The sequence below is a fragment of the Pricia mediterranea genome (assembly GCF_032248455.1).
GTDB classification, from domain to species: Bacteria; Bacteroidota; Bacteroidia; order Flavobacteriales; family Flavobacteriaceae; genus Pricia; species Pricia mediterranea.
The window spans coordinates 3,593,078-3,615,539 of the sequence record NZ_JAVTTP010000001.1 but is presented as its reverse complement, the minus strand read 5'-3'; the positions used below and the strand labels follow the sequence as shown (position 1 = coordinate 3,615,539).

The 22,462-nt window shown below is 47.0% G+C and carries 19 protein-coding genes; 12 read left to right on the top strand and 7 right to left on the bottom strand.

The genetic code is table 11. From position 1 onward, the window contains the following. Window positions 1-186: 186 nt before the first annotated feature. The 7 genes from RQM65_RS14970 to RQM65_RS14940 all read right to left on the bottom strand — a co-directional run bounded on the left by RQM65_RS14970 (window position 187) and on the right by RQM65_RS14940 (window position 5,051). On the bottom strand, window positions 187-963 hold the full coding sequence (locus tag RQM65_RS14970) for a sulfite exporter TauE/SafE family protein (RefSeq protein WP_314016226.1): 777 nt from the start codon (window positions 961-963) through the stop codon (window positions 187-189). Further along, window positions 947-2,020, bottom strand: a complete 1,074-nt coding sequence (locus RQM65_RS14965) for a ThiF family adenylyltransferase (RefSeq protein WP_314016225.1) — start codon at window positions 2,018-2,020, stop codon at window positions 947-949. Before RQM65_RS14965 ends, RQM65_RS14970 begins: the two co-directional genes overlap by 17 nt. After that, window positions 2,017-2,616 carry a molybdenum cofactor guanylyltransferase gene (gene mobA, locus RQM65_RS14960; RefSeq protein ID WP_314016224.1) on the bottom strand — a complete coding sequence of 200 codons (600 nt, stop codon included), beginning with the start codon at window positions 2,614-2,616 and terminating at the stop codon, window positions 2,017-2,019. The genes RQM65_RS14965 and mobA overlap by 4 nt, the downstream gene beginning before the upstream one ends. Further along, on the bottom strand, window positions 2,600-3,079 hold the full coding sequence (gene moaC / locus RQM65_RS14955) for a cyclic pyranopterin monophosphate synthase MoaC (RefSeq protein ID WP_314016223.1): 480 nt from the start codon (window positions 3,077-3,079) through the stop codon (window positions 2,600-2,602). The genes mobA and moaC overlap by 17 nt, the downstream gene beginning before the upstream one ends. A 172-nt stretch (window positions 3,080-3,251) precedes the next feature. Continuing rightward, on the bottom strand, window positions 3,252-4,235 hold the full coding sequence (gene moaA / locus RQM65_RS14950; protein ID WP_314016222.1) for a GTP 3',8-cyclase MoaA: 984 nt from the start codon (window positions 4,233-4,235) through the stop codon (window positions 3,252-3,254). A 117-nt stretch (window positions 4,236-4,352) separates the two neighbouring features. Next, window positions 4,353-4,787: a molybdenum cofactor biosynthesis protein MoaE gene (locus RQM65_RS14945; RefSeq protein ID WP_314016221.1), complete on the bottom strand. Its 435-nt coding sequence runs from the start codon at window positions 4,785-4,787 to the stop codon at window positions 4,353-4,355. A 21-nt stretch (window positions 4,788-4,808) separates the two neighbouring features. After that, entirely contained in the window at window positions 4,809-5,051 is a 243-nt protein-coding gene (locus tag RQM65_RS14940; protein WP_314016220.1) for a MoaD/ThiS family protein, read from the bottom strand. A 190-nt stretch (window positions 5,052-5,241) separates the two neighbouring features. On the opposite strand from RQM65_RS14940, the gene RQM65_RS14935 reads away from it, so the two are divergent. From RQM65_RS14935 to RQM65_RS14880, 12 genes are all read left to right on the top strand, one after another. After that, the gene (locus RQM65_RS14935) at window positions 5,242-6,057 is read left to right on the top strand and encodes a TrmH family RNA methyltransferase (RefSeq protein ID WP_314016219.1); all 816 of its coding nucleotides are present in this window, start codon (window positions 5,242-5,244) and stop codon (window positions 6,055-6,057) included. A gap of 155 nt (window positions 6,058-6,212) precedes the next feature. Next, a complete protein-coding gene (locus RQM65_RS14930) occupies window positions 6,213-7,442 on the top strand; it encodes a M48 family metallopeptidase (protein WP_314016218.1) in 1,230 nt (409 codons plus the stop codon). A 255-nt stretch (window positions 7,443-7,697) separates the two neighbouring features. Continuing rightward, entirely contained in the window at window positions 7,698-9,902 is a 2,205-nt protein-coding gene (locus tag RQM65_RS14925; RefSeq protein ID WP_314016217.1) for a RelA/SpoT family protein, read from the top strand. Between the two features lie 121 nt (window positions 9,903-10,023). Then, window positions 10,024-10,512: a Fur family transcriptional regulator gene (locus tag RQM65_RS14920; protein ID WP_314016216.1), complete on the top strand. Its 489-nt coding sequence runs from the start codon at window positions 10,024-10,026 to the stop codon at window positions 10,510-10,512. A 13-nt stretch (window positions 10,513-10,525) separates the two neighbouring features. Beyond that, entirely contained in the window at window positions 10,526-11,797 is a 1,272-nt protein-coding gene (locus RQM65_RS14915) for an adenylosuccinate synthase (protein ID WP_314016215.1), read from the top strand. Between the two features lie 289 nt (window positions 11,798-12,086). Next, window positions 12,087-13,805: an OstA-like protein gene (locus tag RQM65_RS14910; protein WP_432279871.1), complete on the top strand. Its 1,719-nt coding sequence runs from the start codon at window positions 12,087-12,089 to the stop codon at window positions 13,803-13,805. A 47-nt stretch (window positions 13,806-13,852) separates the two neighbouring features. Continuing rightward, a complete protein-coding gene (locus RQM65_RS14905; protein ID WP_314016213.1) occupies window positions 13,853-15,034 on the top strand; it encodes an aspartate aminotransferase family protein in 1,182 nt (393 codons plus the stop codon). Window positions 15,035-15,346: 312 nt separating this feature from the next. Next, window positions 15,347-16,744, top strand: coding sequence for a tetratricopeptide repeat protein (locus RQM65_RS14900; protein ID WP_314016212.1), 1,398 nt, complete (start codon window positions 15,347-15,349; stop codon window positions 16,742-16,744). Between the two features lie 153 nt (window positions 16,745-16,897). Continuing rightward, the gene (locus tag RQM65_RS14895; protein ID WP_314016211.1) at window positions 16,898-17,812 is read left to right on the top strand and encodes a polyprenyl-phosphate transporter; all 915 of its coding nucleotides are present in this window, start codon (window positions 16,898-16,900) and stop codon (window positions 17,810-17,812) included. Window positions 17,813-17,924: 112 nt separating this feature from the next. Continuing rightward, complete coding sequence (locus RQM65_RS14890) at window positions 17,925-18,956, top strand: DUF368 domain-containing protein (RefSeq protein WP_314016210.1); 1,032 nt, start codon at window positions 17,925-17,927, stop codon at window positions 18,954-18,956. 121 nt (window positions 18,957-19,077) lie between these two features. Next, window positions 19,078-19,815 carry a shikimate dehydrogenase family protein gene (locus RQM65_RS14885; protein WP_314016209.1) on the top strand — a complete coding sequence of 246 codons (738 nt, stop codon included), beginning with the start codon at window positions 19,078-19,080 and terminating at the stop codon, window positions 19,813-19,815. Window positions 19,816-19,954: 139 nt separating this feature from the next. Further along, window positions 19,955-22,453, top strand: a complete 2,499-nt coding sequence (locus RQM65_RS14880) for a DUF349 domain-containing protein (RefSeq protein ID WP_314016208.1) — start codon at window positions 19,955-19,957, stop codon at window positions 22,451-22,453. Window positions 22,454-22,462 lie beyond the last annotated feature (9 nt).

Genomic DNA, 22,462 nt, shown 5'->3' with positions numbered 1-22,462 from the left:
GAAGGGATCGTTCAAGGATCAAGGCACAAGGTTCAAGTTTTAAGTTTTAAGTTTTAAGCTCATAGTCTAAAAAACATCCTTAAACCTTGAACAGCTACGTAGTTGGCACTTGAACCTTGAACAGCTACGAAGTAGCGCTTAAACCTAAAATTTTTGCACGATCACGCCGATTGTCAATGGCAAGCTTTAAAATATCTGGGGCAAAAATTTCATCAAAATTCGGATTCCGACGACAAATACCAACAATGCGGTCACTCTTTTTATTCCGTTCGGGGTCAATCGCTTCAAACTTATCCGGATGCCCAACTGTCCACCGATCAGCACTGCGGCGCCAAATGCCAAGGTCTCTTTCCAGGGTAATCTCAACATATCGCCCCAAACCAGGCCTGCAATTCCCGATATGGAATTGACCAAGATAAAAAAGCTGGCCAAGGCGGCGATCTTGATGGATTTATCCCACCTCAGGTGATTGAGTATCGGGGCCAGAAATATACCGCCCCCGATACCTACGAGTCCCGATAAGAGCCCGATACCCCCACCGAGGACATAGGTGAGGTACTTGGGATATCCTTTAGCCCGTTCGGCCAGGTTTTTCTTGGAAAACGTCTGCCAAGCCAAAAACAGGGACGAGGTGACCAGGGAAAGTCCCAATAAAATAAAAAACACATGCTCCTCCAATCGGAAGGATGCCCCGATAAAGGCCATGGGAATGCTAGTAAGGACGAAGGGGAGAAAATCCCGTAGTTGGGCGTGTCCGTTTTTAAAATAGAGATAAGAACTGCCGGAAACCACGATCAAGTTACAGATCAGGGCGATAGAACGGATGGCAAAGAAGCTCCCCAAAAACAGGGCCAACAAGGCCAGATAGCTCGATCCACCGCCAAAACCGACGGAGGAGTAAAGCGTCGCCACCACAAAGAATCCCAAACAAAGGATTATGAGACTTTCAATGGGTAATAGCATGCTTCCTGATCTGGTTCATCCCCCCGGTAATGTTGGTGCAATCGGCATCAGGATGCAAGTCGAGAAGCCGTTCGATAGCCTTTTTGCTTCGTATACCCGATTGGCAAACGACATATATTTCTTCCTCAAAATCGATTTGTTGCTGTCGGTTTTCCAACTCGGAGCTAGGAATATTTTTGGCAATCTGTAAATGATTGCGTTCAAACTCCTTAGGCGTACGCACATCAATAAGTTGTCGGCTTTCGAGCGCCTTGAGATTCAGAAAGGTTTCGGCATCCATGGACTTAAATCCGGAGCCGCAATCGAAATCATAGCTGGGCCGCAAAGCATCGATTTTCAAATTTTCTGGCTTGGCTGCAAAGCGTATATTCTGAAAAGTATTCGAGAGCGCGTCGAACAAGAGCAGCTTGCCCGAAAGTACCTCCCCCACACCCGTGAGCAGCTTGACCGTTTCAAGGGCCTGAAGGTTTCCGATAATGCCGGGAAGTATTCCCAACACGCCGTTTTCGTTGCAATCGGGGACCTCATCGAATTTAGGCATGTTCGGGAAAAGACAGCGATAGGTCGGTCCCCCTTCAAAATTGAGAACGCTGACTTGGCCTTCAAATCCGTGTAAGGCGCCGTACACCATAGGCTTTCTTAAGATAACACAGGCGTCATTGATCAGATATCGGGTCGGGAAATTATCGGTAGCATCGACCACCACGTCGTAATCGGCGAGAATTCGCATGGCATTTTCCCGGCTCAAAAAGGTTTCGTAGGTCTTGAAAACGGTTTCGGAATTCTGTGCCCGCAACTTTTTTAGCGCGCTCGCCAACTTAGGTCGGTTTACATCGGCTTCGGAATACAGCACCTGTCGTTGTAAATTCGAGAGCGAGACCGTATCCCTTTCGACGATTCCCAAGGTTCCGACCCCCATCGCATTTAAGTAGGTAAGCACAGGAACGCCCAGCCCTCCCGCACCGACCACCAGTACTTTGGCCTGATGCAGCTTTTGTTGTGCCGCGAGGCCAAAACCGGCCAGCGCGGTCTGTCGTTGATATCGTTCTAAGTTCATCGTTCCGTTCGTAATCTGACGATGGCCTCTTTGTACTCTTCCTCCGAATTGGCGTTCATCAAGACGTTCGGATCTCTGGGAAATACGAGTTTCGTTTCGTTGTTGATCAAGAATTTCCGGGGGCAGGTGCCGTTCCCGCTTTCCAAATACGCCTTTGAAGCTTCAAATGACCGAGGCTCCCAGATGGCGCAAAGGGGTTCGGGCAGTGGATTTTCTTTGTGCGCAAAAGCGCTCGCCATCGCGTTCGGGTCCCGGGCCGCAATGAGTTCCTGCAGCGACGCCAGGTCGATCAGGGGCAGGTCGCAGGCCAGTACCAGCCAGGCCGCCTCTGGCAATTTTTCGTGGGCGGAGAGGAGTCCGTTGTAAGGTCCTTTGTACGAATCATTGTCGACGATGGATTCCATATCTTTGGGAAAATTCTTCTTTTGGTCCGGGCGGATACTTACAAACGTTTGCTCACATACCCGGCTCAATAGATGGTACAGGTATTCCCGTTGCGGCATGCCGTGATAGGGAATCATACCCTTATCTTTTCCCATGCGGGTACTTTTCCCTCCGGCGAGTACCAACCCGTAAATTTTAGGCCCTATAATCATGTTTTCCTCCTGTTTTTCGTTCCAATCGGATATCGGAAATTTTTATATCGTGAGACAAAGCCTTGCACATGTCGTAAATCGTAAGGGCACTGACCGAAACCCCGGTCAGGGCCTCCATTTCGACCCCGGTCCGTTCGCTACATTTTACGGTACAACGGATATCCAATCTGTTTTCTTTCGGATGGATATCGATATGCACCTTTGACAGGTTGATCTGATGGCAAAGGGGAATCAACTCCGAGGTCTTTTTGACCGCTTGTATCCCGGCAATCACCGCAGTTTGGATGATGCTTCCCTTCTTTCCCAAAAAATCCTGCTCCGACAAGGTACCGAACACCTCCGATGGAAACTCCACCCGTCCGCTCGCAATTGCGGTTCGCGCGGTCACCTTTTTATCGGAGACATCGACCATGACGGGGTTTCCGGAAGCATCGAGGTGTGAAAGTTTTTTTTTATCCGACATTCAGTCTCCTATTTTAAATTTCCCTCTCCAAAATTGCACTTAGCGCTTCTCATTGCCCACTTCTCATTTTGCATTCCGCACTTCTCATTTCAACGCTCATCTCACGTCTCAACGTTCATCTCACGTCTCAACGCTCATCTCGCCACCCAAGTCCCAAGTCCCAAGTCTATCCCTATCCCCCGATCGAGGTCATCGAATTATCAAAGACCCCTTTATATTTCTCCTGCGCCTCAAAACCGGTTTTGGCCCGGCTACCGATAGCCTTTAAAATCTGCTCCTTTACCTTTTCTTCGGAGTTTTCACTTCGCATGATTTCCCGTATGTTCATACTTGGTTGGGCATAGAGGCAGGTAATTACATCACCCGTCGCAGAAATACGCAGCCGGTTACAGCTGCCGCAAAAAGTACGGCTGAACGAGGGAATCACGCCAAAACTTCCTTTGAAACCGGGAATCCTATAATTGATCGAGGTCGATGTTTTGGGAGATTCCAACTTATAGTAATCTGGATGGGCCTCCTTAATATGGGCCAATATCCTTTTATAATCCCACGCAATACTATCAAATTTTTTACTGCCTCCGTTAAAGGGCATTTCCTCCAAAAAACGGACCGAGACGTCGTAGTGCTCGATCAGCTCCAACATCGGTAAAATATCTTCGGTATTCTGGCCCTGCAAGGCGATAAAATTGATACGCACGTTAAACCCTTCCGTAATCAATCGGATGATATTGTTGTGTACCGTATCGTATTGGTCCCGTCGGGTAATCTTTTCAAAAGTCCCACGGTTAATGGCATCCATACTGACATTGATGTTCAGGATGCCGAGTTCCTTGAGCTCATCGATATACTTTCCGATAATCGTGGCATTGGTAGTCACTGAAATGTCGTTCAGTCCCTCCATTTTAGAGAGTCGGCGCAGCAAGACCATCAGGTCTTTGCGCACGAAGGGCTCGCCCCCGGTAATCCGGATTTTATCGATGCCCTGGGATACGAGAATCTCACTTAACCGCGCGAGCTCGTCAATGGTAAAAAGCCGATCGTTACTCGCGAAATCTATCCCCTCGGCGGGCATACAGTAATTGCACCGCAGATTACATCGGTCGGTAACCGCCAATCGCAGGTAGTTAATTCTTCTGTTGTGATTATCTATCAGCACTTTTGAGTTTATTAGTTTATGGATTTATTAGTTTACGGTTTTCAGCAACCGGCTCCAGTTTTTGTCATGACTCTTGGCTCTTTGTACTCAATACTTAATACTTAGTACTTAGTACTATCAAGGATGCGCCGAAACCCAGACGGATTTATTCTTAAACCGTTCCTTTTTCCAAATGGGCACACGTTCTTTAAGGATATCGATCAAATAGCGACAGGCCTCAAAACAGTCATCCCGATGCGCGGAGGAAGCCCCCACCACGACCACAGGATCCTCGATTTGCTTCGTTCCGACCGCATGGCGGACAATGACCTGGTTCAATGCCCATTTTTCGGAAGCCTCACGGGCAATCTTTTCCATTTCGATAATGGCCATGGCCTTATACGCCTCGAATTCCAGCGACAGCACCTGTTCGTTTTTGGTAAATCCCCGAACCGTTCCCACGAAAACACAGCTACCACCGCTATGGGGATGCGAAAGCTCCTTAAAAACGTCGGAGGTATTGAGTACATCGACAATCTCTACAACTGTATTTCCTTTTAGGTTCTTCTTCACGGCCATATATTCATCGCTCTGTTAACCGCCGCTTACGGGTGGAATTATCGCAATTTCATCCCCTTCCTTCAACACCTCATTTTCTTCGGCGTACTCGTTGTTTACCGCTACGGCCAAAGAAGAGAGCTTCTTAAATTCGGGGAACGTTGCCTTTAATTTATCCTTCAATTCCGATACCGATTTAGGGATAATGTCCCCTTCGTCAAAACGAAAAGAACTTTGCCCTACGATGTCCTTGGCGACTCCAAACATCAATAATTCCATAATCCCTGCGCGATTAGATTTACAAAGATACAAGTTACTTAAAATAAAACGATACGCCATATACAATACAATTCCATTCGTTGATTAGGGCGTTTGCCCGCATCTGCCGTAAATTAAAAGACGTTATATTGAAAAACACCTCCCCCGATCAGGCTTTCACCGTTTTACTTACATTTGTAGGATGTTTGAAATGAAAGAGATCCAGAGTCTACAGAACCCGTTGGTCAAAAAAATAGGGGTCTTGCAGAACAAGTCGAGGGAACGGAAAAAAACGGGACTTTTTGTACTGGAGGGATTGCGGGAGCTGCAGTTGGCGGTCAAAGGCAACTACTTCTTGGATACCATTTTATTTCAGGATGGGATGGTTTCCGAAGATAAAATCCGCAAGCTGACGGAAGCCTTTGAGACCCCTCCACAAATCGTGAGACTCAGCAAGGAGGTCTATGGGAAGCTTGCTTATCGAAAGACAACGGAAGGGGTACTGGCCTTGGTCCACGACAAATCCCATTCCCTTGAAACGCTTTCCTTAGCAACCCGAAATCCATTGATCCTGATTGCGGAGGCGCCCGAAAAGCCGGGAAATATCGGGGCCCTGCTCCGTACCGCGGATGCCGCCGGCCTTGATGCGATCCTAATCGCCAATCCGAAGACCGACCTCTACAACCCCAATACCATCCGCTCTAGTGTCGGCTGTATTTTCACGAACAACATCGCAGTGGGAAGCACATCCGAAATCATATCCTTTTTAAAGCGCGCCGACATTACATGTTATTGCGCCGACTTAGCGGCCTCGACAACCTACACGGAAGTAGATTTTAATGCAGCTTCCGCCATTGTAGTCGGTACGGAGGCAACGGGACTCTCCCGGGAATGGCTCGATAATTCCGATCAAAATATTATTATCCCCATGGCCGGGGAAATCGACTCCATGAACGTATCGGTCTCCGCCGCGATCCTTATCTTTGAGGCCAAACGGCAGCGGGGGGAGTTACGTGTTAGACGTTAGACGTTAGACGTTAGACGTTAGACATTAGACATTAGACATTAGACATTAGACATTAGACATTAGACATTAGACATTAGACATTAGACATTAGACATTAGACGAAAAAAGCAAAAAAAATGCAGAACCAAAATCCTATGAACACTTAAACTAAAAATTTGAACACCCTTTTCTACATCATCATCCTTATTCTGATTTTGCAGTACCTCGTGGAAACCGGATTGGATTACCTCAACGCAAAACGTTACGGAGATCCGGTGCCGGAAGAATTGGACGACGTTTTCAATTCGGAGGAATATGAAAAATCCCAGGCCTATAAGAAAGCCAACTATCGCTTTGGGCTACTTACCTCGACCTTTTCGCTGCTTCTGACCCTGGGGTTCTTAATTTTCGGCGGCTTCGAATGGGTAGATCAAATTGCTCGGGATGTCACCGACAATCCTATACTTATGGCCTTGGCGTTTTTTGGCATCATTCTGATCGGCAGCGATATCGTGACCTTACCGTTCTCCTATTACTCCACCTTCGTCATCGAGGAAAAGTTTGGCTTTAATAAAACGACCAAGGGCACTTTTTTTATGGATAAAGTAAAGGGATGGCTCATGATGGCGGTGATCGGCGGGGGGCTATTGGCCCTGATCATCTGGTTTTTCGAATGGGCGGGCAGCAATTTCTGGATATACGCCTGGATACTGGTGGCGGTGTTTACCGTATTTATGAACCTTTTCTATAGCAGGTTGATCGTGCCCCTGTTCAACACCCTCACCCCATTGGACATGGGCAGTCTAAGGACTAAAATAGAGAACTACGCGCAAAACGTCGGTTTCGAGCTCCAAAGTATCTTCGTCATCGATGGCTCAAAGAGATCGACGAAGGCCAATGCCTATTTTTCGGGGTTTGCCAAGGAGAAAAAGATTACGCTCTACGACACCCTTATAGACGATTTGGAAGAAGAAGAAATCGTAGCGGTACTCGCCCATGAAGTGGGCCATTACAAAAGAAACCATATCGTCTTTAACCTCATTGCATCCATTTTACTGACGGGCGTCACATTTTTTATTTTATCCCTTTTTATCAACCATCCCGAAGTATCGCATGCTATTGGCGTCTCCCGGCCCAGTTTTCATGCCGCATTGATCGGGTTTGGCATCCTATACAGTCCCATTTCAGAGGTAACGGGACTGCTCATGAACCACCTTTCCCGTAAATTCGAGTACCAGGCCGATGATTATGCCAAAAATACGTACGCGGCATCCCCTTTGATCACATCCTTAAAAAAACTTTCGAAAAATAGTTTGAGCAATCTTACCCCGCATCCCGCCTATGTGTTCGTGCACTATTCCCATCCGCCCCTCATTGCCAGGATCAGGAACCTCAAAACGGAATGAGGAAGGAAGAAAGACGCATACACTTTCGGGAACATCCAAAATTCGATCCAATGCCAAAAAACACCCTTGAGCATAGCGCTATCATGGTTCCTTCTTCCTTTCGTCTTTTGATCAGGTTCAATGGCGATAGTTCTGTTTCAAAGAAATAATGGTAGTATCTTTCTTTTAGCTAAAAAGTTTACCCCCCCCCACCGGGCATACTTTTTGTTGTGTACCAATTAAGATTATGGTACTTTAGAGGTAGAACTTGCGCAAATGACACAGGCAGCACTAGAATTGGAAAACAAAGAGATTGCCAAGCAATACAAGGAATTGCTTCGTATCAGCTACCAACACTTGTCCGATGATGACAAAAAACTGATACGCGCCGCCTTTGAGGTTGCGGTCGATGGACATAAGGAACAGCGCCGTAAATCGGGAGAAGCTTACGTCTTCCATCCTATTGCCGTGGCCCGGATCGTGGCTTCCGAAATCGGACTCGATGCCACCTCAATAGCCTCTGCCCTACTTCACGACGTGGTCGAGGACACGGAATACACCTTGGACGATATCGAGCGCATGTTCGGGGAAACTATAGCGCGGATCGTTGACGGACTCACGAAAATCGCCCACCTGAAAAAGGATATGAGTACCTCGCAACAGGCCGAGAATTTTCGGAAAATGCTGCTCACCCTGCACGACGATGTCCGAGTTATTATTATCAAAATTGCGGACCGCTACCACAACATGCTCACTATGGACGCTATGCCCGAGCATAAACAGGTTCAAATGGCGTCTGAAACCCTTTATATTTACGCCCCCTTGGCCCACCGGATAGGCCTCTATAATATTAAGACCGAGCTCGAAGATCTCAGCCTCAAGTACACCGAGCCCAGTGTGTATCGTGACATCAAGAACAAAATTGAGGACTCAAAGGAGGAGCAGCAGTCTTACATCGACGCATTTTCGGACATTATCGACAAATCCCTGAAAGAAGAAGGCCTTAACTATACCATTAAGGGGCGCATGAAATCCATCTACTCCATCCGCCGGAAGATGAAGGCCCAGAACGTCTCGTTCAACGAGATTTACGATAAATTTGCCTTGCGCATTATTTACAGATCTGACCGACAGAACGAGAAATTCCTGGCTTGGAAGATCTATTCCATCGTTACCGATCACTTCACTCCAAACCCCGTACGGCTGAGGGATTGGATATCCTCTCCAAAATCTACCGGATACGAAGCGCTGCACATTACGGTCATGGGTCCAAAGGGCCGTTGGGTAGAGGTTCAGATCCGCAGCGAGCGGATGCACGAGATCGCCGAAAAAGGCTATGCCGCACACTTTAAGTACAAGCACGGCGAACAAAAGGAGATGGGTATCGAAGTCTGGCTGAACAGGTTGCAGGAAGCCATGGAAAACTCGAATACGAATGCGGTAGACTTCGTCGAGGAATTCAAACTGAACCTGTACTCCAAAGAAATTTTCGTATTCACCCCCCAAGGCGAGCTGAAATCCCTACCCAAGGGTGCAACCCCCCTAGATTTTGCCTTTCATATTCATACCGAAGTGGGTATGAGCACCCGCGGGGCCAAGGTGAACGGTAAACTCGTACCCTTGAATACTACCCTCAAAAGCGGGGACCAGGTCGAGATCATGACCTCGGAGCAGGCGAGGCCCAACCAGAACTGGCTGGACTATGCCACTACTGCCAGGGCAAGGTCCAAGATAAAATCCTCTTTACGGGAAGAGAAAAAATCCACCGCCGAGGAAGGCAAGGAAATCCTACGCAGAAAATTGAAGTCCCAAAAAATCACGCTGAACGAAGACTCCGTCAATAAAATGGTGGTCTTTTTTAAGCTAAAGACCAGCCTAGACCTTTTTTATCGGATCGGTACGGGATCGATCGACAACCAGATGATCAAAGATTTTGCCTCGTCGTATAACAATGCGTTCATCAGTTTTTTCAAAAACAAGATAAGGCGTACCCCGACCCCGCAGGATATCGATAAAGACGAGATAACCTCAAAATACGACATGCTCGTCTTCGGCCAAGAAGAGGAAAAGTTGGATTATAAACTATCGCAATGCTGTAACCCCATTCCCGGCGATCCCGTTTTCGGCTTTGTCAGTGTGAACGAGGGTATAAAAGTGCACAAAAAAAACTGTCCCAATGCGATACAGCTCCAGTCGAACTATGCTTATCGTATTATCAGTGCCAAATGGATAGATTCGACCCAACAGGAATTCAGGTCCGAGCTGCAGCTTACGGGTATCGATAATTTGGGACTCATCAATGAGATTACCGACATCATTTCCGATGAGATGCACGTCAACATGCGAAACCTGAATTTTAGCACCGATGGCGGCACTTTTACCGGCAAGATCACCGTAGTGGTCAAAAACAAGAGCATTCTAAAAAAATTGATAGCCAACCTAAAGAAAATCCACGGAATCGATAAGGTGAGTAGACTATGAGAAGACGGTAGACGAATAGGTGTCCGGATGCCATTTCAACCAGATATTAAGTTTGTATTTGGGTTTATATCCGAGGTATGAAAAAGAACTGTACCTTTGTTGGCCCAGAAGCATCCCTGTTATGGCAATGAACAAAAATCAGGAAATCGTCAAGAACGTTTTTACCACTTTTTTGGAGGAAAACGGGCATCGGAAGACGCCCGAACGCTATGCCATCCTACAAGAGATTTACGATAGTGACGAGCATTTCGATATCGAATCGCTCTACATCGGCATGAAAAACAAAAACTATCGGGTCAGCCGAGCTACGCTCTACAACACCATAGAACTTCTTTTGGACTGCAAATTGGTACGCAAGCACCAGTTCGGCAAGAACCAGGCACAGTACGAAAAGTCGTATTTCGACCGCCAGCACGATCATGTCATCTTGACCGACACCGGAGAGGTAGTCGAGTTTTGCGATCCCCGCATTCAATCCATTAAAAAAACAATCGAAGAAGTGTTCGACATCAAAATCAATACGCACTCTTTATATTTTTACGGTACACGCAACCAGCCGGAAGAAAACGACGGGGATCCGGAAATCAAAAACGAAAAAACCAACAGCTAAGCATACATTATAAATGGCAGTAGATTTATTATTAGGCCTGCAGTGGGGCGACGAAGGAAAAGGAAAAATCGTCGACGTACTGACTACGAACTATGATATTATCGCGCGTTTTCAAGGCGGTCCGAATGCGGGTCATACCTTGGAATTTGATGGCATCAAGCATGTCTTGCACACGATACCTTCGGGCATCTTCCATAAAAAGGCAATCAATATTGTCGGTAATGGCGTTGTCATCGATCCGGTAATCTTTAAGAAGGAACTCGACGCGCTTGAAAAATTCGACCTCGATGTAACTTCGAAACTCTTCATCTCGCGAAAGGCCCACTTGATCTTGCCCACACATCGCTTGTTGGATGCGGCTTCCGAAACCTCCAAGGGTAAAGCAAAAATCGGATCGACCCTGAAAGGGATAGGTCCCACGTACATGGATAAGACCGGCCGGAACGGGATGCGAATCGGGGACCTTGAACTGGACGACTGGAAAGAAAAATACCGCGCCCTTGCCAACAAACACGAGGCGATGATAGGTTTCTACAATGTGGATATACAGTACAACCTGGCCGAACTTGAAACGGAGTTCTTCAATTCCATCGAAACCTTACGGCAGCTGACCTTTATCGATAGCGAGGAGTATCTGTACCAAGCCCAGAAAAAAGGTAAAAAGATTTTGGCCGAAGGGGCGCAGGGATCCTTGTTGGACATCGATTTTGGCACCTATCCTTTTGTGACCTCCAGCAATACCACCGCTGCGGGAGCCTGTACCGGTCTGGGCGTTGCCCCGAACCAGATCGGGGAGGTAAAAGGTATTTTTAAGGCTTACACCACCCGAGTCGGCAGTGGGCCCTTCCCTACCGAGCTTTTTGATAAGGACGGGGAAGCCATGGCCCGCGTGGGCAACGAATTCGGCGCCACCACCGGTCGCCCCAGGCGCTGCGGGTGGTTGGATCTTGTCGCCCTCAAGTATGCCGTACAGATCAACGGGGTTACCGAGCTGATGATGATGAAGGCCGATGTCTTGAGCGGCTTTAAAAAAATAAAGGTCTGTACCGCCTATAACTACAAAGGGGATAAAATTGACCACCTGCCCTATAACATCGAGGCGGAAAACCTAACCCCGGTCTATACCGAGATGAAGGGTTGGCAAAAGGACCTTACCCAGATGACCGAGGCCGAACAGCTGCCCGATGCCCTCAACACCTACATCGACTTTTTGGAAAAGGCACTCGAAACACCGATTAAAATTGTGTCCGTTGGCCCTGATCGTACACAGACCATTCATCGGTGACCCAATTGATCTTTTTTGACCCCTCGGTATATGCCAAAATTGAATCCTTCCATTGACCTTGCCCATCCCATGGTGACCAACGATGTTTATTCAGCGTAAAAGTGGCAGTCCTCGCAGTGGCATCCCTCATAATTCTATCCTAAGGGATATCCCCCTCCTTTAAAAAAAACATATTTTTGGACAAAATTTAGAGGAATTGCGACACGTTACTTACATTTTAGTATTCCTTTTCGTCACCGCAATTTGTTCCGCGCAGGACACAGATTCCGATGATACGCAAACCCCACCAATTGAAGCGGACACCGTTGCGGGGAAACGGATCAACATCGTGCACGGTGCCAATTTCACGAAGGACGAGGCGCAGTTCCCCGGCGCGTCCATATTCAGCAAGGATGAACGGCAGGTACAGTTCGAGCACCAAGGGGCGGATCTGTGGTGCGACATCGCCATTTTCTATCAAAAGGAAAACCGGCTTCGTGCCTTGGGCAACGTACGTTTGCAGCAGGGCGATTCGGTACGCATGACCAGTGGGAAAATCAATTATGACGGGGAGACCAAACTGGCCAAGGCCTATGAGGATGTACTTCTGGAAAGCAACAAAACCACCCTGCGTACCGACACCCTTTATTTCAATCGCGAAAAACAGGAATCGTACTATCTGGATTCCGGCACCATCATCGATTCGGTCAATACCCTGACCAGCCGGATAGGTCGGTATTTTATGGAATTGAAAAAATTGCAGTTTCTAGATAGCGTACACATCGACAACCCCGAATATACCGTCGACTCCGAGCGGTTGGATTACTATGAGACCTCGAAGAACGCTTATATGTACGGGCCTTCCACCATTACAGGAAATACGTATACGTTCTATTTCGAAAGGGGATTTTACGACACCAAGGTCGAAAGCGGTTACGGCATAAAAAATACCCGAATCGATTACAACGACCGAATCGTTGAGGGCGATAGTGTATACTTTGACAAAGCCACCGAGTTCGCCTCGGCAACCAACAATATTACGGTTACCGATACCGTGAACGACGGCGTAATCCGAGCCCATTACGCGGAGGTGTTCAAGGGTAAGGATTCCGTTTTTGCGACGAAAAGGGCGGTGTCCATCAGCTTGGTCGAGCAAGACTCCCTATACATGCACGGCGACACCCTGATGGTCACCGGTAAACCGGAAAATCGGATTCTACGGGCCTTCCACAATGCCAAATTCTATAAGACGGACCTTAGTGGAAAATGCGATTCCATTCATTCCAAAGAAAAGACGGGAATCACGCAGCTAATCGACAACCCCGTGATCTGGAACGCCGAAAACCAAATGACAGGAGATAGCATCCACCTCTTGTCCAACAAAAAAACCGAACAACTCGATTCCCTTAAAGTACTTAATAACGCGTTTATCATTTCTTTGGATAGTGTTAGTATGACCGGTTACAACCAGGCCAAAGGGATTAATTTATACGGGAAATTCATCGAGAACGAGCTAAAGCTCATCGATTTGGTCCAGAATACCGAAGTGATCTACTATATGTACAATGATGACGACGAACTGATCGGTATTGACAAGACCACCTGCAGTAAGATCAGTATTACGATGGCGGACAACGATATCGAGAACCTTACCTTTTTTACCAATCCCGAAGGCGATATTTTTCCCGAAAAAGAGCTCCCTCCCGAAAGCAGGAAGTTAGAGGGATTCGTATGGCGTGGCGATGAACGGATTTTGACCAAGGATGATATTTTCGATGAAGACGACAACAACATGGTACTTCCTATCATTCGCGGCATCGACAATCCCATCGATATCGATGCGGAGGAAGAGGATAGGGAAAGAAACGCAGGGGACCCGGTGAACAGAATTCCGATCCTAAGACCGGCATCCCCAAGCCAAGCGGCGAACCGCCCGGAAAAACCAGAGGAGGATCAATTACTCAATCAAAAGCCAAAACCAGGGGAACGACCGAAGCTAAAGAAACTGACCACCGACTCGAAGGAATAGGAAAAATGCCCACAACGCATTGGCTCTTGGCTCTTAAAAAAATCCCCGTGAAAAACGACTTCCTAAAACATCAGGCGCAGACAACCCCCCATCCATTGGCTCTGGAGATTTCGCATGCCGAGGGCAGCTACATTTTCGATACCGACGGCAAGGCCCATCTCGACTTTGTGGCCGGGGTTTCCGCCTGTTGCCTTGGCCACGGTCATCCGAAAGTCGTAAAGGCCGTACAGGAACAGGCCGCCACCTACATGCACGTGATGGTCTACGGCGAATACGTACAGCGTCCGGCAGTCGCCTACACCAAATTGTTGGCTTCCCTCCTACCTGCCCCGCTGGAAACTACCTATCTCGTAAATTCCGGCACCGAGGCGGTCGAAGGCGCCATCAAACTGGCTCGAAGGGTCACCGGCAGAAGCCAGTTGATTTCCGCCCGAAAGGCCTATCACGGCAATACTATGGGCAGTTTAAGCCTGATGGGCCTCGAGGAGCGAAAGGCACCCTTTAGACCCTTGATTCCCGATGTGTCGTTTATCCGTTTTAACCACGAAGAGGATCTTGTGAAGATTACAGAAAAAACAGCAGGTGTAATCTTGGAGACCATCCAAGGGGGAGCGGGTTTTATCGAACCGGAGAACGACTTTCTCAAAAAGGTCAGACACCGCTGCCACGAAACGGGGGCCCTATTAATCTTGGATGAAATACAACCGGGATTCGGCCGAACGGGTAAGCTTTTCGCTTTTGGGCACTACGACTGCCTCCCGGATATTTTGGTGCTGGGCAAGGGAATGGCCTCGGGCCTGCCCGTCGGCGCTTTTACGGCTTCCCGAGAAAGGATGGCGACCCTACAGGATAGCCCCAAATTGGGCCATATTACCACCTTTGGGGGAAATCCGGTGATTGCGGCCGCCTGTCTGGCCACCCTTCAAGAAATTACCGAGACCGACCTAATTGCCCAGACGCTAGAAAAGGAGGAACACTTCCGAAATTTGTTGGTCCACCCCCTGATAAAAGAAATCAGGGGAAAAGGACTCATGTTGGCCCTGATCCTGGAAAATTCCGATATCGCGAACCATTTGGTCCTCACTTGTGCTAAAAAGGGACTCATTCTATTCTGGTTGCTATTCGAGCCTAAAGCGGTGCGGATTTCGCCCCCGTTGACTCTAAGTATTGAGGAAATTGAGAAAGGTTGCGGTATTATTTTAGAGACACTAACCGAATACGGACAATAACCTGTTAACTATTTTGTTAATAATATAGGATGTACCCTGTTACAAAAATTCGGACAAAAGGGCTACTTTTAATTTCAAATGCTTTTCCGCCTATTTTCCTACTCGTCAAATAAGTCAACAAGACGGGAGGATTTAAGACATAAGACCGATGACTTTTCTATCAAATGGACCGCTTTTTCAAATTTTTTTAGTCCTTTGTCCTAAGTCTAAGTCCTACGTCCGGTTTAGGTCTCGAAACGGATAAGCATTAATTTTATACTAAAAACCTTCCCTAAAGTACATAAGGGGCGATTCCGTAACCAAAACCGTTCTATGGCCTTAGAATCCAACGAAAAGCCAAATCAACCCATCGACAAGTTCGAATCGATGCTCAAGACCGACGACGTCTATTTCTTTGATGCCGATGATTTTGAGGATATCATTCATCACTACCTCAACAACGGTAGGATCGCCTTGGCAAAAAAGGCGATCAAGATCGGACTGCGACAACATCCGGTTTCGGTAGAGCTGAAATTACTGGAGGTAGAGGTGCTCGTCTTCGAAAACCAACTAGATCTTGCCGAACATTATTTGGATGCCCTTCAGGTACTGGACGGTAATAATGAGGAAATTTACATCCAACGGGCAAACATCTATTCCAAGAAAGACAACCATGAGGCGGCCGTAGCACTGCTGCAAAAGGCGCTAAACCTTTCGGAAAACAGTTTTGACATTCACTCCCTATTAGGAATGGAATACCTTTTCATGGACGATTTTAAGCTCGCAAAGGAAAGCTTTATGTACTGCGTCGCCTTCGACCAGCAGGATTATTCCTCGCTCTACAATGTCATCTACTGTTTTGAGCTTTTAGAGGATTATGACGGGGCCATTCGTTATCTCAACGATTACCTCAACAAGAATCCCTATTGCGAAATGGCATGGCACCAGTTGGGAAAGCTCTATTTCGCCAAGGCCAAATACCCAGAGGCCTTGACCTCCTTCGATTTTGCCATCATTTCCGACGACACTTTTATTGGGGCCTATTTCGAGAAAGGCAAAGTTTTGGAACGTATGGGGAAATATAACGAGGCCATCGAAAACTATGAGGCCACGATACAGATGGAAGACCCTACCTCGCACGCCTACCTTCGTATCGGAAAATGCCACGAGCAGCTGGGGAACGATGAATTGGCTAAATACCATTACTATCACACGGTACACGAAGATCCAATGTTGGACAAAGGATGGCTGGCCTTCACGGATTTTTACTTTCGCAGAAAAAACTATGACAAAGCCCTCTCTTACATCAATAAAGCCCTGAACATCGACGGGGAAAATCCCAATTACTGGAACAAATGTGCCCAAATCAACGAGGCCTTGGGCAAATTCGATTATGCGGACTTCGCCTACAAACAGTCCGTTGAGCTGGGCAACTACGATTTAACTACCTGGCTTGGCTGGGCCCACGTGGCCAAGTGCAATCATGACCTGCCCGGTGCCTTACATATTTTGGCACAGGGAGAGGAGTTTTATCCCGAGAGTGCCGAAATAAAATACAAGATAGCCGGATTTCAGCTCGAAACCAACGATCTTATCAATGCGCGTATCAGCCTTATCGATGCCTTACATCTGAGTTTCGGAAAACTTCAGCTGTTTTACGATGAATTTCCCCAATACGCCGAGATGGCCTGGGTAAGAAATATTGTTACAGAGGTGGAACGTAAATTGTAAAGGCCCCCGGTAATCCGTTTTTACCCCGCTTCCAATGAGACCCTGGCTCCTAGGCCCAATCTAAAACTGTCAGCGCTTCCCATTTTTTTCTATTTCCCGATTCCCCTTTTACGCCATATAAAATCCTATTTTTGTGATCTTTGAACTCATTTCATGGAAAACAGAAATTTACTCCAGTACACCTTCGTTACACTAAAGGGAATGGCCATGGGCGCGGCCGACGTAGTACCAGGGGTTTCGGGAGGAACAATTGCTTTCATCTCCGGCATCTACGAAGAGCTGATTACCTCGATAAACAATGTCAATCTTTTGCTGTTCAAAACTTGGAAGAAAGAAGGCCTTAAAGCGGCATGGAGGCAATTGAACGGCAATTTTTTGGTGGCGCTTTTCTTGGGAATCTTTATCAGCCTTGTCTCCCTGGCCAGTTTGGTCAGCTGGTTGCTTGAGAACGAACCGGTACTTTTATGGTCTTTTTTTTTCGGATTGGTCACTGCCAGTATCTTTTTTGTAGGCAAGGAAATCCAAAGATGGAATGGCGGGGCCATTGTTTCCCTCTTGATAGGAGCCGCGGTCGCCTACTACATTACTACGATACCCCCATCGGGCAACAGTGACAGTATGCTCTTTCTATTTCTATCAGGGGCCTTGGCGGTCTGCGCCATGATTCTTCCCGGTATCTCAGGAGCGTTTATTTTGGTACTGCTCGGGTCGTACAAAACTATCCTCGATGCCGTACACGAAAGGAACATAACCCTTATCGCTATCGTGGGAACGGGAGCGATCTTCGGATTGCTCAGCTTTGCCAAACTGCTGAAATGGATGTTCAACAACTACAAGAACGCAACCTTGGCGGTGCTTACCGGATTTATTTTGGGCTCCCTCAACAAAATATGGCCTTGGAAACGAATAATGGAAACCAAAACAATCGGTGATAAAGAGATTATCATCGATGAGAACGTCTCCCCGTTCGCCTTTGAGGGCGACAACCAACTTATCTATGCCCTTATTGCCGCTATCATAGGTTTTTCTCTTATTTTTATCCTTGAACGTACCGCTTCAAAAAGATGAACCCCAGTTTGGGGATATCCCGGTTCCACATCGTGCAGGTTTTATAGAAACAGTCATCAAATTACTTGTGCGGTCATAGGTACATGAATGTATAATAATTAGGCTTCCCTAGATGTACGAAACGAGATCGGTCACAGACAAATTCTTTTTGGTCATCAAAGGCCTATGCATGGGGGCGGCGAACAAAGTACCTGGGGTATCTGGCGGTATCGTAGCCTTCGTTGGGGGCTTCTATGAAGAGTTTATTTATTCGCTACAAAAAATTAATGTCAAAGCCTTTAAGCTTTTGCTCAATGGCAGGTTTAAAAGCTTCTATCGCTATATCAATGGTACCTTTCTCACCCTACTGATTTTCGGAATGCTGGTCAGCTATTTCAGCGTATCGCAGGTATTGGACTATTTTCTGGCCAAAAAAGAACTGCTTGTGTGGTCCGCTTTCTTCGGAATGATCTTAGGCTCCATTTACTATATCGGTAAAGACTTCGAACATTGGAACCGAAGAACCATAGTTGCCGGAATTATCGGGCTGCTCATCGGAATTTCCATCAGCTTTTTGAGTCCCGCAAAGGAAAATGACAATCTCTTCTTCATCTTTATCTGCGGTATTATCAGTGTATCGGGCATGACCTTACCGGGACTTTCAGGTTCTTTTATCCTAATCTTGCTGGGAAATTACGTGTTGTTGTTGGTCGATTCGGTCAATGCGCTTTACGAAACCTTCGCCGAAATGTTGCGCGGTGACTTTAGTTTTATCCAAAACCAGGCTCGATTGCATATCCTGAATATTCTTGCTATTTTTACCTTGGGTTCCCTTACTGGCCTAGTAAGCCTATCCCATTTATTGAGCTATGTGCTTAAACACTATAAGCACATTACCACTGCCGTAATTATCGGTTTTATAACCGGCTCTCTGGGCGTGGTATGGCCATGGAAAAAAACCATCTACAAAATGGACGCCGCGGGCAATCCCCTTATCGATTCCTCCGGCAAGGCGATCATTGTAAATTACGAACGCTATTTTCCCGATTTCACCTTGGGCGAAAACTGGTGGGCGCTTTTTTGTATCGCCTCGGGAATTGTCATTTTATTGGGATTGGAATGGTACGGGAAATGGAGGGAACTGTCGGTAAAGAGCATTAAGTAGTTAGTATTGAGCATTTAGTAGTTTGCGGTAGTTGAAATAAGGATGCCGAAAGCATTTAGTACCAGTAGGAAGCAACTTCTGAAATCCCATAAACCCATAAACCCATAAACTAACTTTTCCAATGGCAAAACACAGGTTCGGACTAGTAGGAAAAAACATCTCCTATTCTTTTTCCAAGGGATATTTCACCAAAAAGTTCTCCGATTTGGGATTGGAGGGGTATTCCTATGAAAATTTTGATTTGCCGCACATCGGCGAATTTCCCGCTCTGGTGGAAACCCATTCCGATTTACAGGGATTGAACGTTACCATCCCCTATAAACAAGAAGTAATGTCTTATTTGGATGCATTGGACAGCCAAGCGGAGAATATTGGCGCGGTCAATACCATAAAGCTCGATGGGAACCGTCGTATCGGCTATAATACCGACGCCTACGGTTTTCAAAAATCCATCGGAACATTTTTAAAATCCCACCACACCAACGCCCTAATTCTCGGAACGGGCGGGGCCTCGAAAGCTATCGCCTACGTTTTGGGGCAGATGGGGATTGCCGTCACATACGTCTCCAGGAATCCCGATACATCGCAGATGGGCTACGCCGCCCTGAACCGCTCGGTGTTGCAAAACCATCCCGTTTTGGTCAACTGTACGCCTCTCGGCACGCATCCGAACATCGATCAGAAACCCAATATTCCCTATTCCCATATCACGGACAAACACCTGCTTTTCGACCTGATCTACAATCCGGAAAAAACCGAATTTCTGAAAGAAGGTGAAAAGCGCGGTGCCGATACCGTGAACGGACTCCGAATGCTGCAGCTTCAGGCAGATAGGGCCTGGGAGATATGGCGGGAATAAGGTGTTCACACCAACTTTTCCATTCAAGAAACGTATCGGCAAAATTAAAGGTTTAAAGAAGTCCGCCATTGCCTTTGCCGTTAACGCGGTTGTTAGTAACTTGAACGATTTAGCGTTTGTAAAATCAATAATCCTTAGCATGGGGACAGATAAAGATAAGAGACTACAGGGAGAGCGTTCCGAGGAAAAAACCGAGCGTTCGGAAGCGGAAGAAATAGCTCAACCCGGCAAAACACAGATTCAAAATCAGACCTCGAAAAAGCGGAACAAGGCTAAACAAGACCAAAAATCGAACGATGATGGCGCTGCAAGCACGGGGCTATCCGAAACCAACGAGGAATCCGCTGTCTCGGCGGAAGAAGCTGACGGCTCTTACAAAAATAACGGAACCCGGACCGAGGAAGTTACCTCAAGCGAAATGTCCGACTTTAAGCCCCAAGAGCCTAAAGTGGAAGGACTCCCAAAAGCAGAGGAAATAATAAAGAATTCCGAAGTTGAAAAGATCGGGGACACCACCGCAGAAACATCCCAAAGCGGCACCTCTGAAGAAAAGACCCACGCACCCGGATCGGAAGAGTCCACCACATCCTTTGAACAAAGGGAGGAAGCTAACGGGGCAACCGGGGCCGTTTCTAAAAAAGCGACGCAGCATCAGAAATCCGAAAACAAAACTTCCCGAAAAGAGGATTCCGAAGATAAAACATCTCCAAATAAACCATCCGAGGAGAACGGCATCCAAAAAGAAAATCCGACGAAGGAAAAACACCAGCTTGAGGAAGAAGACGAGATTCTCGACAGCGAGAACGCCGAAGATGCCGAGGACGTGGACAATGAGCGTCGCCATGCCATTCCCCTTTTGGATTACGAGGCCATGTCGATGGAAAATTTAGTAGGGGAACTGCAAAAACTGATTCGCAACGAGAAAATACAGGCCATCAAAAAACATGTTGATGCCATCAAATATGAGTTCGACCAAAAATTCGATGCATTTTTAGAGGAGAAGAAAGAAAAATTCGTCGAAAGCGGGGGCAATGAAATCGATTTCCGATACAATTCCACCGTTAAAAGGGACTTTAGCGAAATTTACAAAGAGTATCGCGAAAAACGCAATCAGTACTACAAAAATCTGGAAAAAAACCTTAAAGAAAACCTGTCCCAACGGCTGGCGATCATAGAGGAACTAAAGGGACTGATGAGCGTCGAAGAAGATATGGGCACGACTTACAAAGCCTTTAAAGATCTTCAGGAAAAGTGGCGCAACGCGGGGCCGATTCCCCGTAATAGTTACAACAATGTATGGCGTACCTATCGCCACCACACCGAGATTTTCTACGACTTTCTGCACCTGAATCGAGAAATGCGCGATTTTGATTTTAAGCGCAATCTCGAAGAAAAGGAAAAACTGGTCCATCGTGCCGAAGCCTTGGCAAAAGAACCCGACCTCAATCGGGTATTCCGTGAGTTACAGGCCCTTCATAAAATTTGGAAAGAAGATATCGGTCCCGTTGGGCAAGCGCACCGCGAAGAAATATGGCAGCGTTTTAGCAAGGCCACCAAGGTACTCCACCAAAGACGGCAAGAGCATTACAGGGAATTGGAGGCCATCTACGTCAAAAACCTGGAAAAAAAGAGTGTCATTATCGCTTCGATTACGGAGCTTGGAAATAACGTAGCCAACAACCATAAAGACCTGCAAACGCAGATAAAGCAACTGGAAGCCTACCGGAAGGACTTCTTCGAGACCGGCAAAGTACCTCGCAACAAGAATCGTAAGACCTGGTCTTCTTTCAAAGAGGCGGTGCGGCGCTTTAACCGCAGCAAAAATGCCTTTTATAAGGACCTGAAGCAGAAAGAGCAGGCCAATCTCGATAAGAAACGGGAATTGGTCGAACTGGCCGCTTCATTAAAAGACAGTGATGATTTTGAAGCGGTAACCCCTAAAATGAAGCGGATACAGGCGGAATGGAAAAAAATAGGCCATGTGCCCCGTAAATACTCCAACAAAATATGGAAGGAGTTCAAATCGGCCTGCAACCACTATTTCGATCGGTTACATGCCCTGAAAAACAAGGGCCGTGAAGAAGAAGAGGCCAACTTTAAGAACAAAACCGCCAGTTTGGAAAAATTATCCGGCTTCGAGCCTTCTGGCAATCGGGAGGAAGATCTGAAGGCGGTGAAAAGCTTTATAGCCTCGTGGAAAACCTTGGGACGGGTGCCGTTCAAAAAAAGGAACATAGATCAAAAGTTCAACAACGCATTGGATGGTATTTTCAAAAAAATGGGTGTCCCTCCCGAAGAGGCCGAACTTTTGAAGTACGGCAACAAAATACAGCGATTGGCCGATAGCGATAACGAACATGCCCTACAGAAGGAACGTAACTTCATCCGAAATAAAATAGAGGAAACGAAAGGCGAGATACGTCAATTGGAGACCAATCTTCAATTCTTCTCCAACGCCTCCGACGATAATCCCTTGCTACAGGATGTTATTAAAAAAGTCGATGCCCATAAGGTGGCATTGGAGACCTGGAAGGCCAAGCTCAAAAAGCTCAACATCATGAAGAACAGCATGCAACGGGAGCTTGACGCAGAAAAAGAACAAGAAGCATCGGAAGGGGCGGAAGCTCCGGAATCTTAATACGGTTCC

Excerpts from the sequence above, each read along its gene's own strand:
- RQM65_RS14970 (WP_314016226.1), bottom strand. The coding sequence starts at position 963 with ATGCTATTACCCATTGAAAGTCTCATAATCCTTTGTTTGGGATTCTTT.
- RQM65_RS14965 (WP_314016225.1), bottom strand. The coding sequence starts at position 2,020 with ATGAACTTAGAACGATATCAACGACAGACCGCGCTGGCCGGTTTTGGC.
- mobA (WP_314016224.1), bottom strand. The coding sequence starts at position 2,616 with ATGATTATAGGGCCTAAAATTTACGGGTTGGTACTCGCCGGAGGGAAA.
- moaC (WP_314016223.1), bottom strand. The coding sequence starts at position 3,079 with ATGTCGGATAAAAAAAAACTTTCACACCTCGATGCTTCCGGAAACCCC.
- RQM65_RS14940 (WP_314016220.1), bottom strand. The coding sequence starts at position 5,051 with ATGGAATTATTGATGTTTGGAGTCGCCAAGGACATCGTAGGGCAAAGT.
- RQM65_RS14935 (WP_314016219.1), top strand. The coding sequence starts at position 5,242 with ATGAAAGAGATCCAGAGTCTACAGAACCCGTTGGTCAAAAAAATAGGG.
- RQM65_RS14925 (WP_314016217.1), top strand. The coding sequence starts at position 7,698 with ATGACACAGGCAGCACTAGAATTGGAAAACAAAGAGATTGCCAAGCAA.
- RQM65_RS14920 (WP_314016216.1), top strand. The coding sequence starts at position 10,024 with ATGGCAATGAACAAAAATCAGGAAATCGTCAAGAACGTTTTTACCACT.
- RQM65_RS14915 (WP_314016215.1), top strand. The coding sequence starts at position 10,526 with ATGGCAGTAGATTTATTATTAGGCCTGCAGTGGGGCGACGAAGGAAAA.
- RQM65_RS14900 (WP_314016212.1), top strand. The coding sequence starts at position 15,347 with ATGGCCTTAGAATCCAACGAAAAGCCAAATCAACCCATCGACAAGTTC.
- RQM65_RS14895 (WP_314016211.1), top strand. The coding sequence starts at position 16,898 with ATGGAAAACAGAAATTTACTCCAGTACACCTTCGTTACACTAAAGGGA.
- RQM65_RS14890 (WP_314016210.1), top strand. The coding sequence starts at position 17,925 with ATGTACGAAACGAGATCGGTCACAGACAAATTCTTTTTGGTCATCAAA.
- RQM65_RS14885 (WP_314016209.1), top strand. The coding sequence starts at position 19,078 with ATGGCAAAACACAGGTTCGGACTAGTAGGAAAAAACATCTCCTATTCT.
- RQM65_RS14880 (WP_314016208.1), top strand. The coding sequence starts at position 19,955 with ATGGGGACAGATAAAGATAAGAGACTACAGGGAGAGCGTTCCGAGGAA.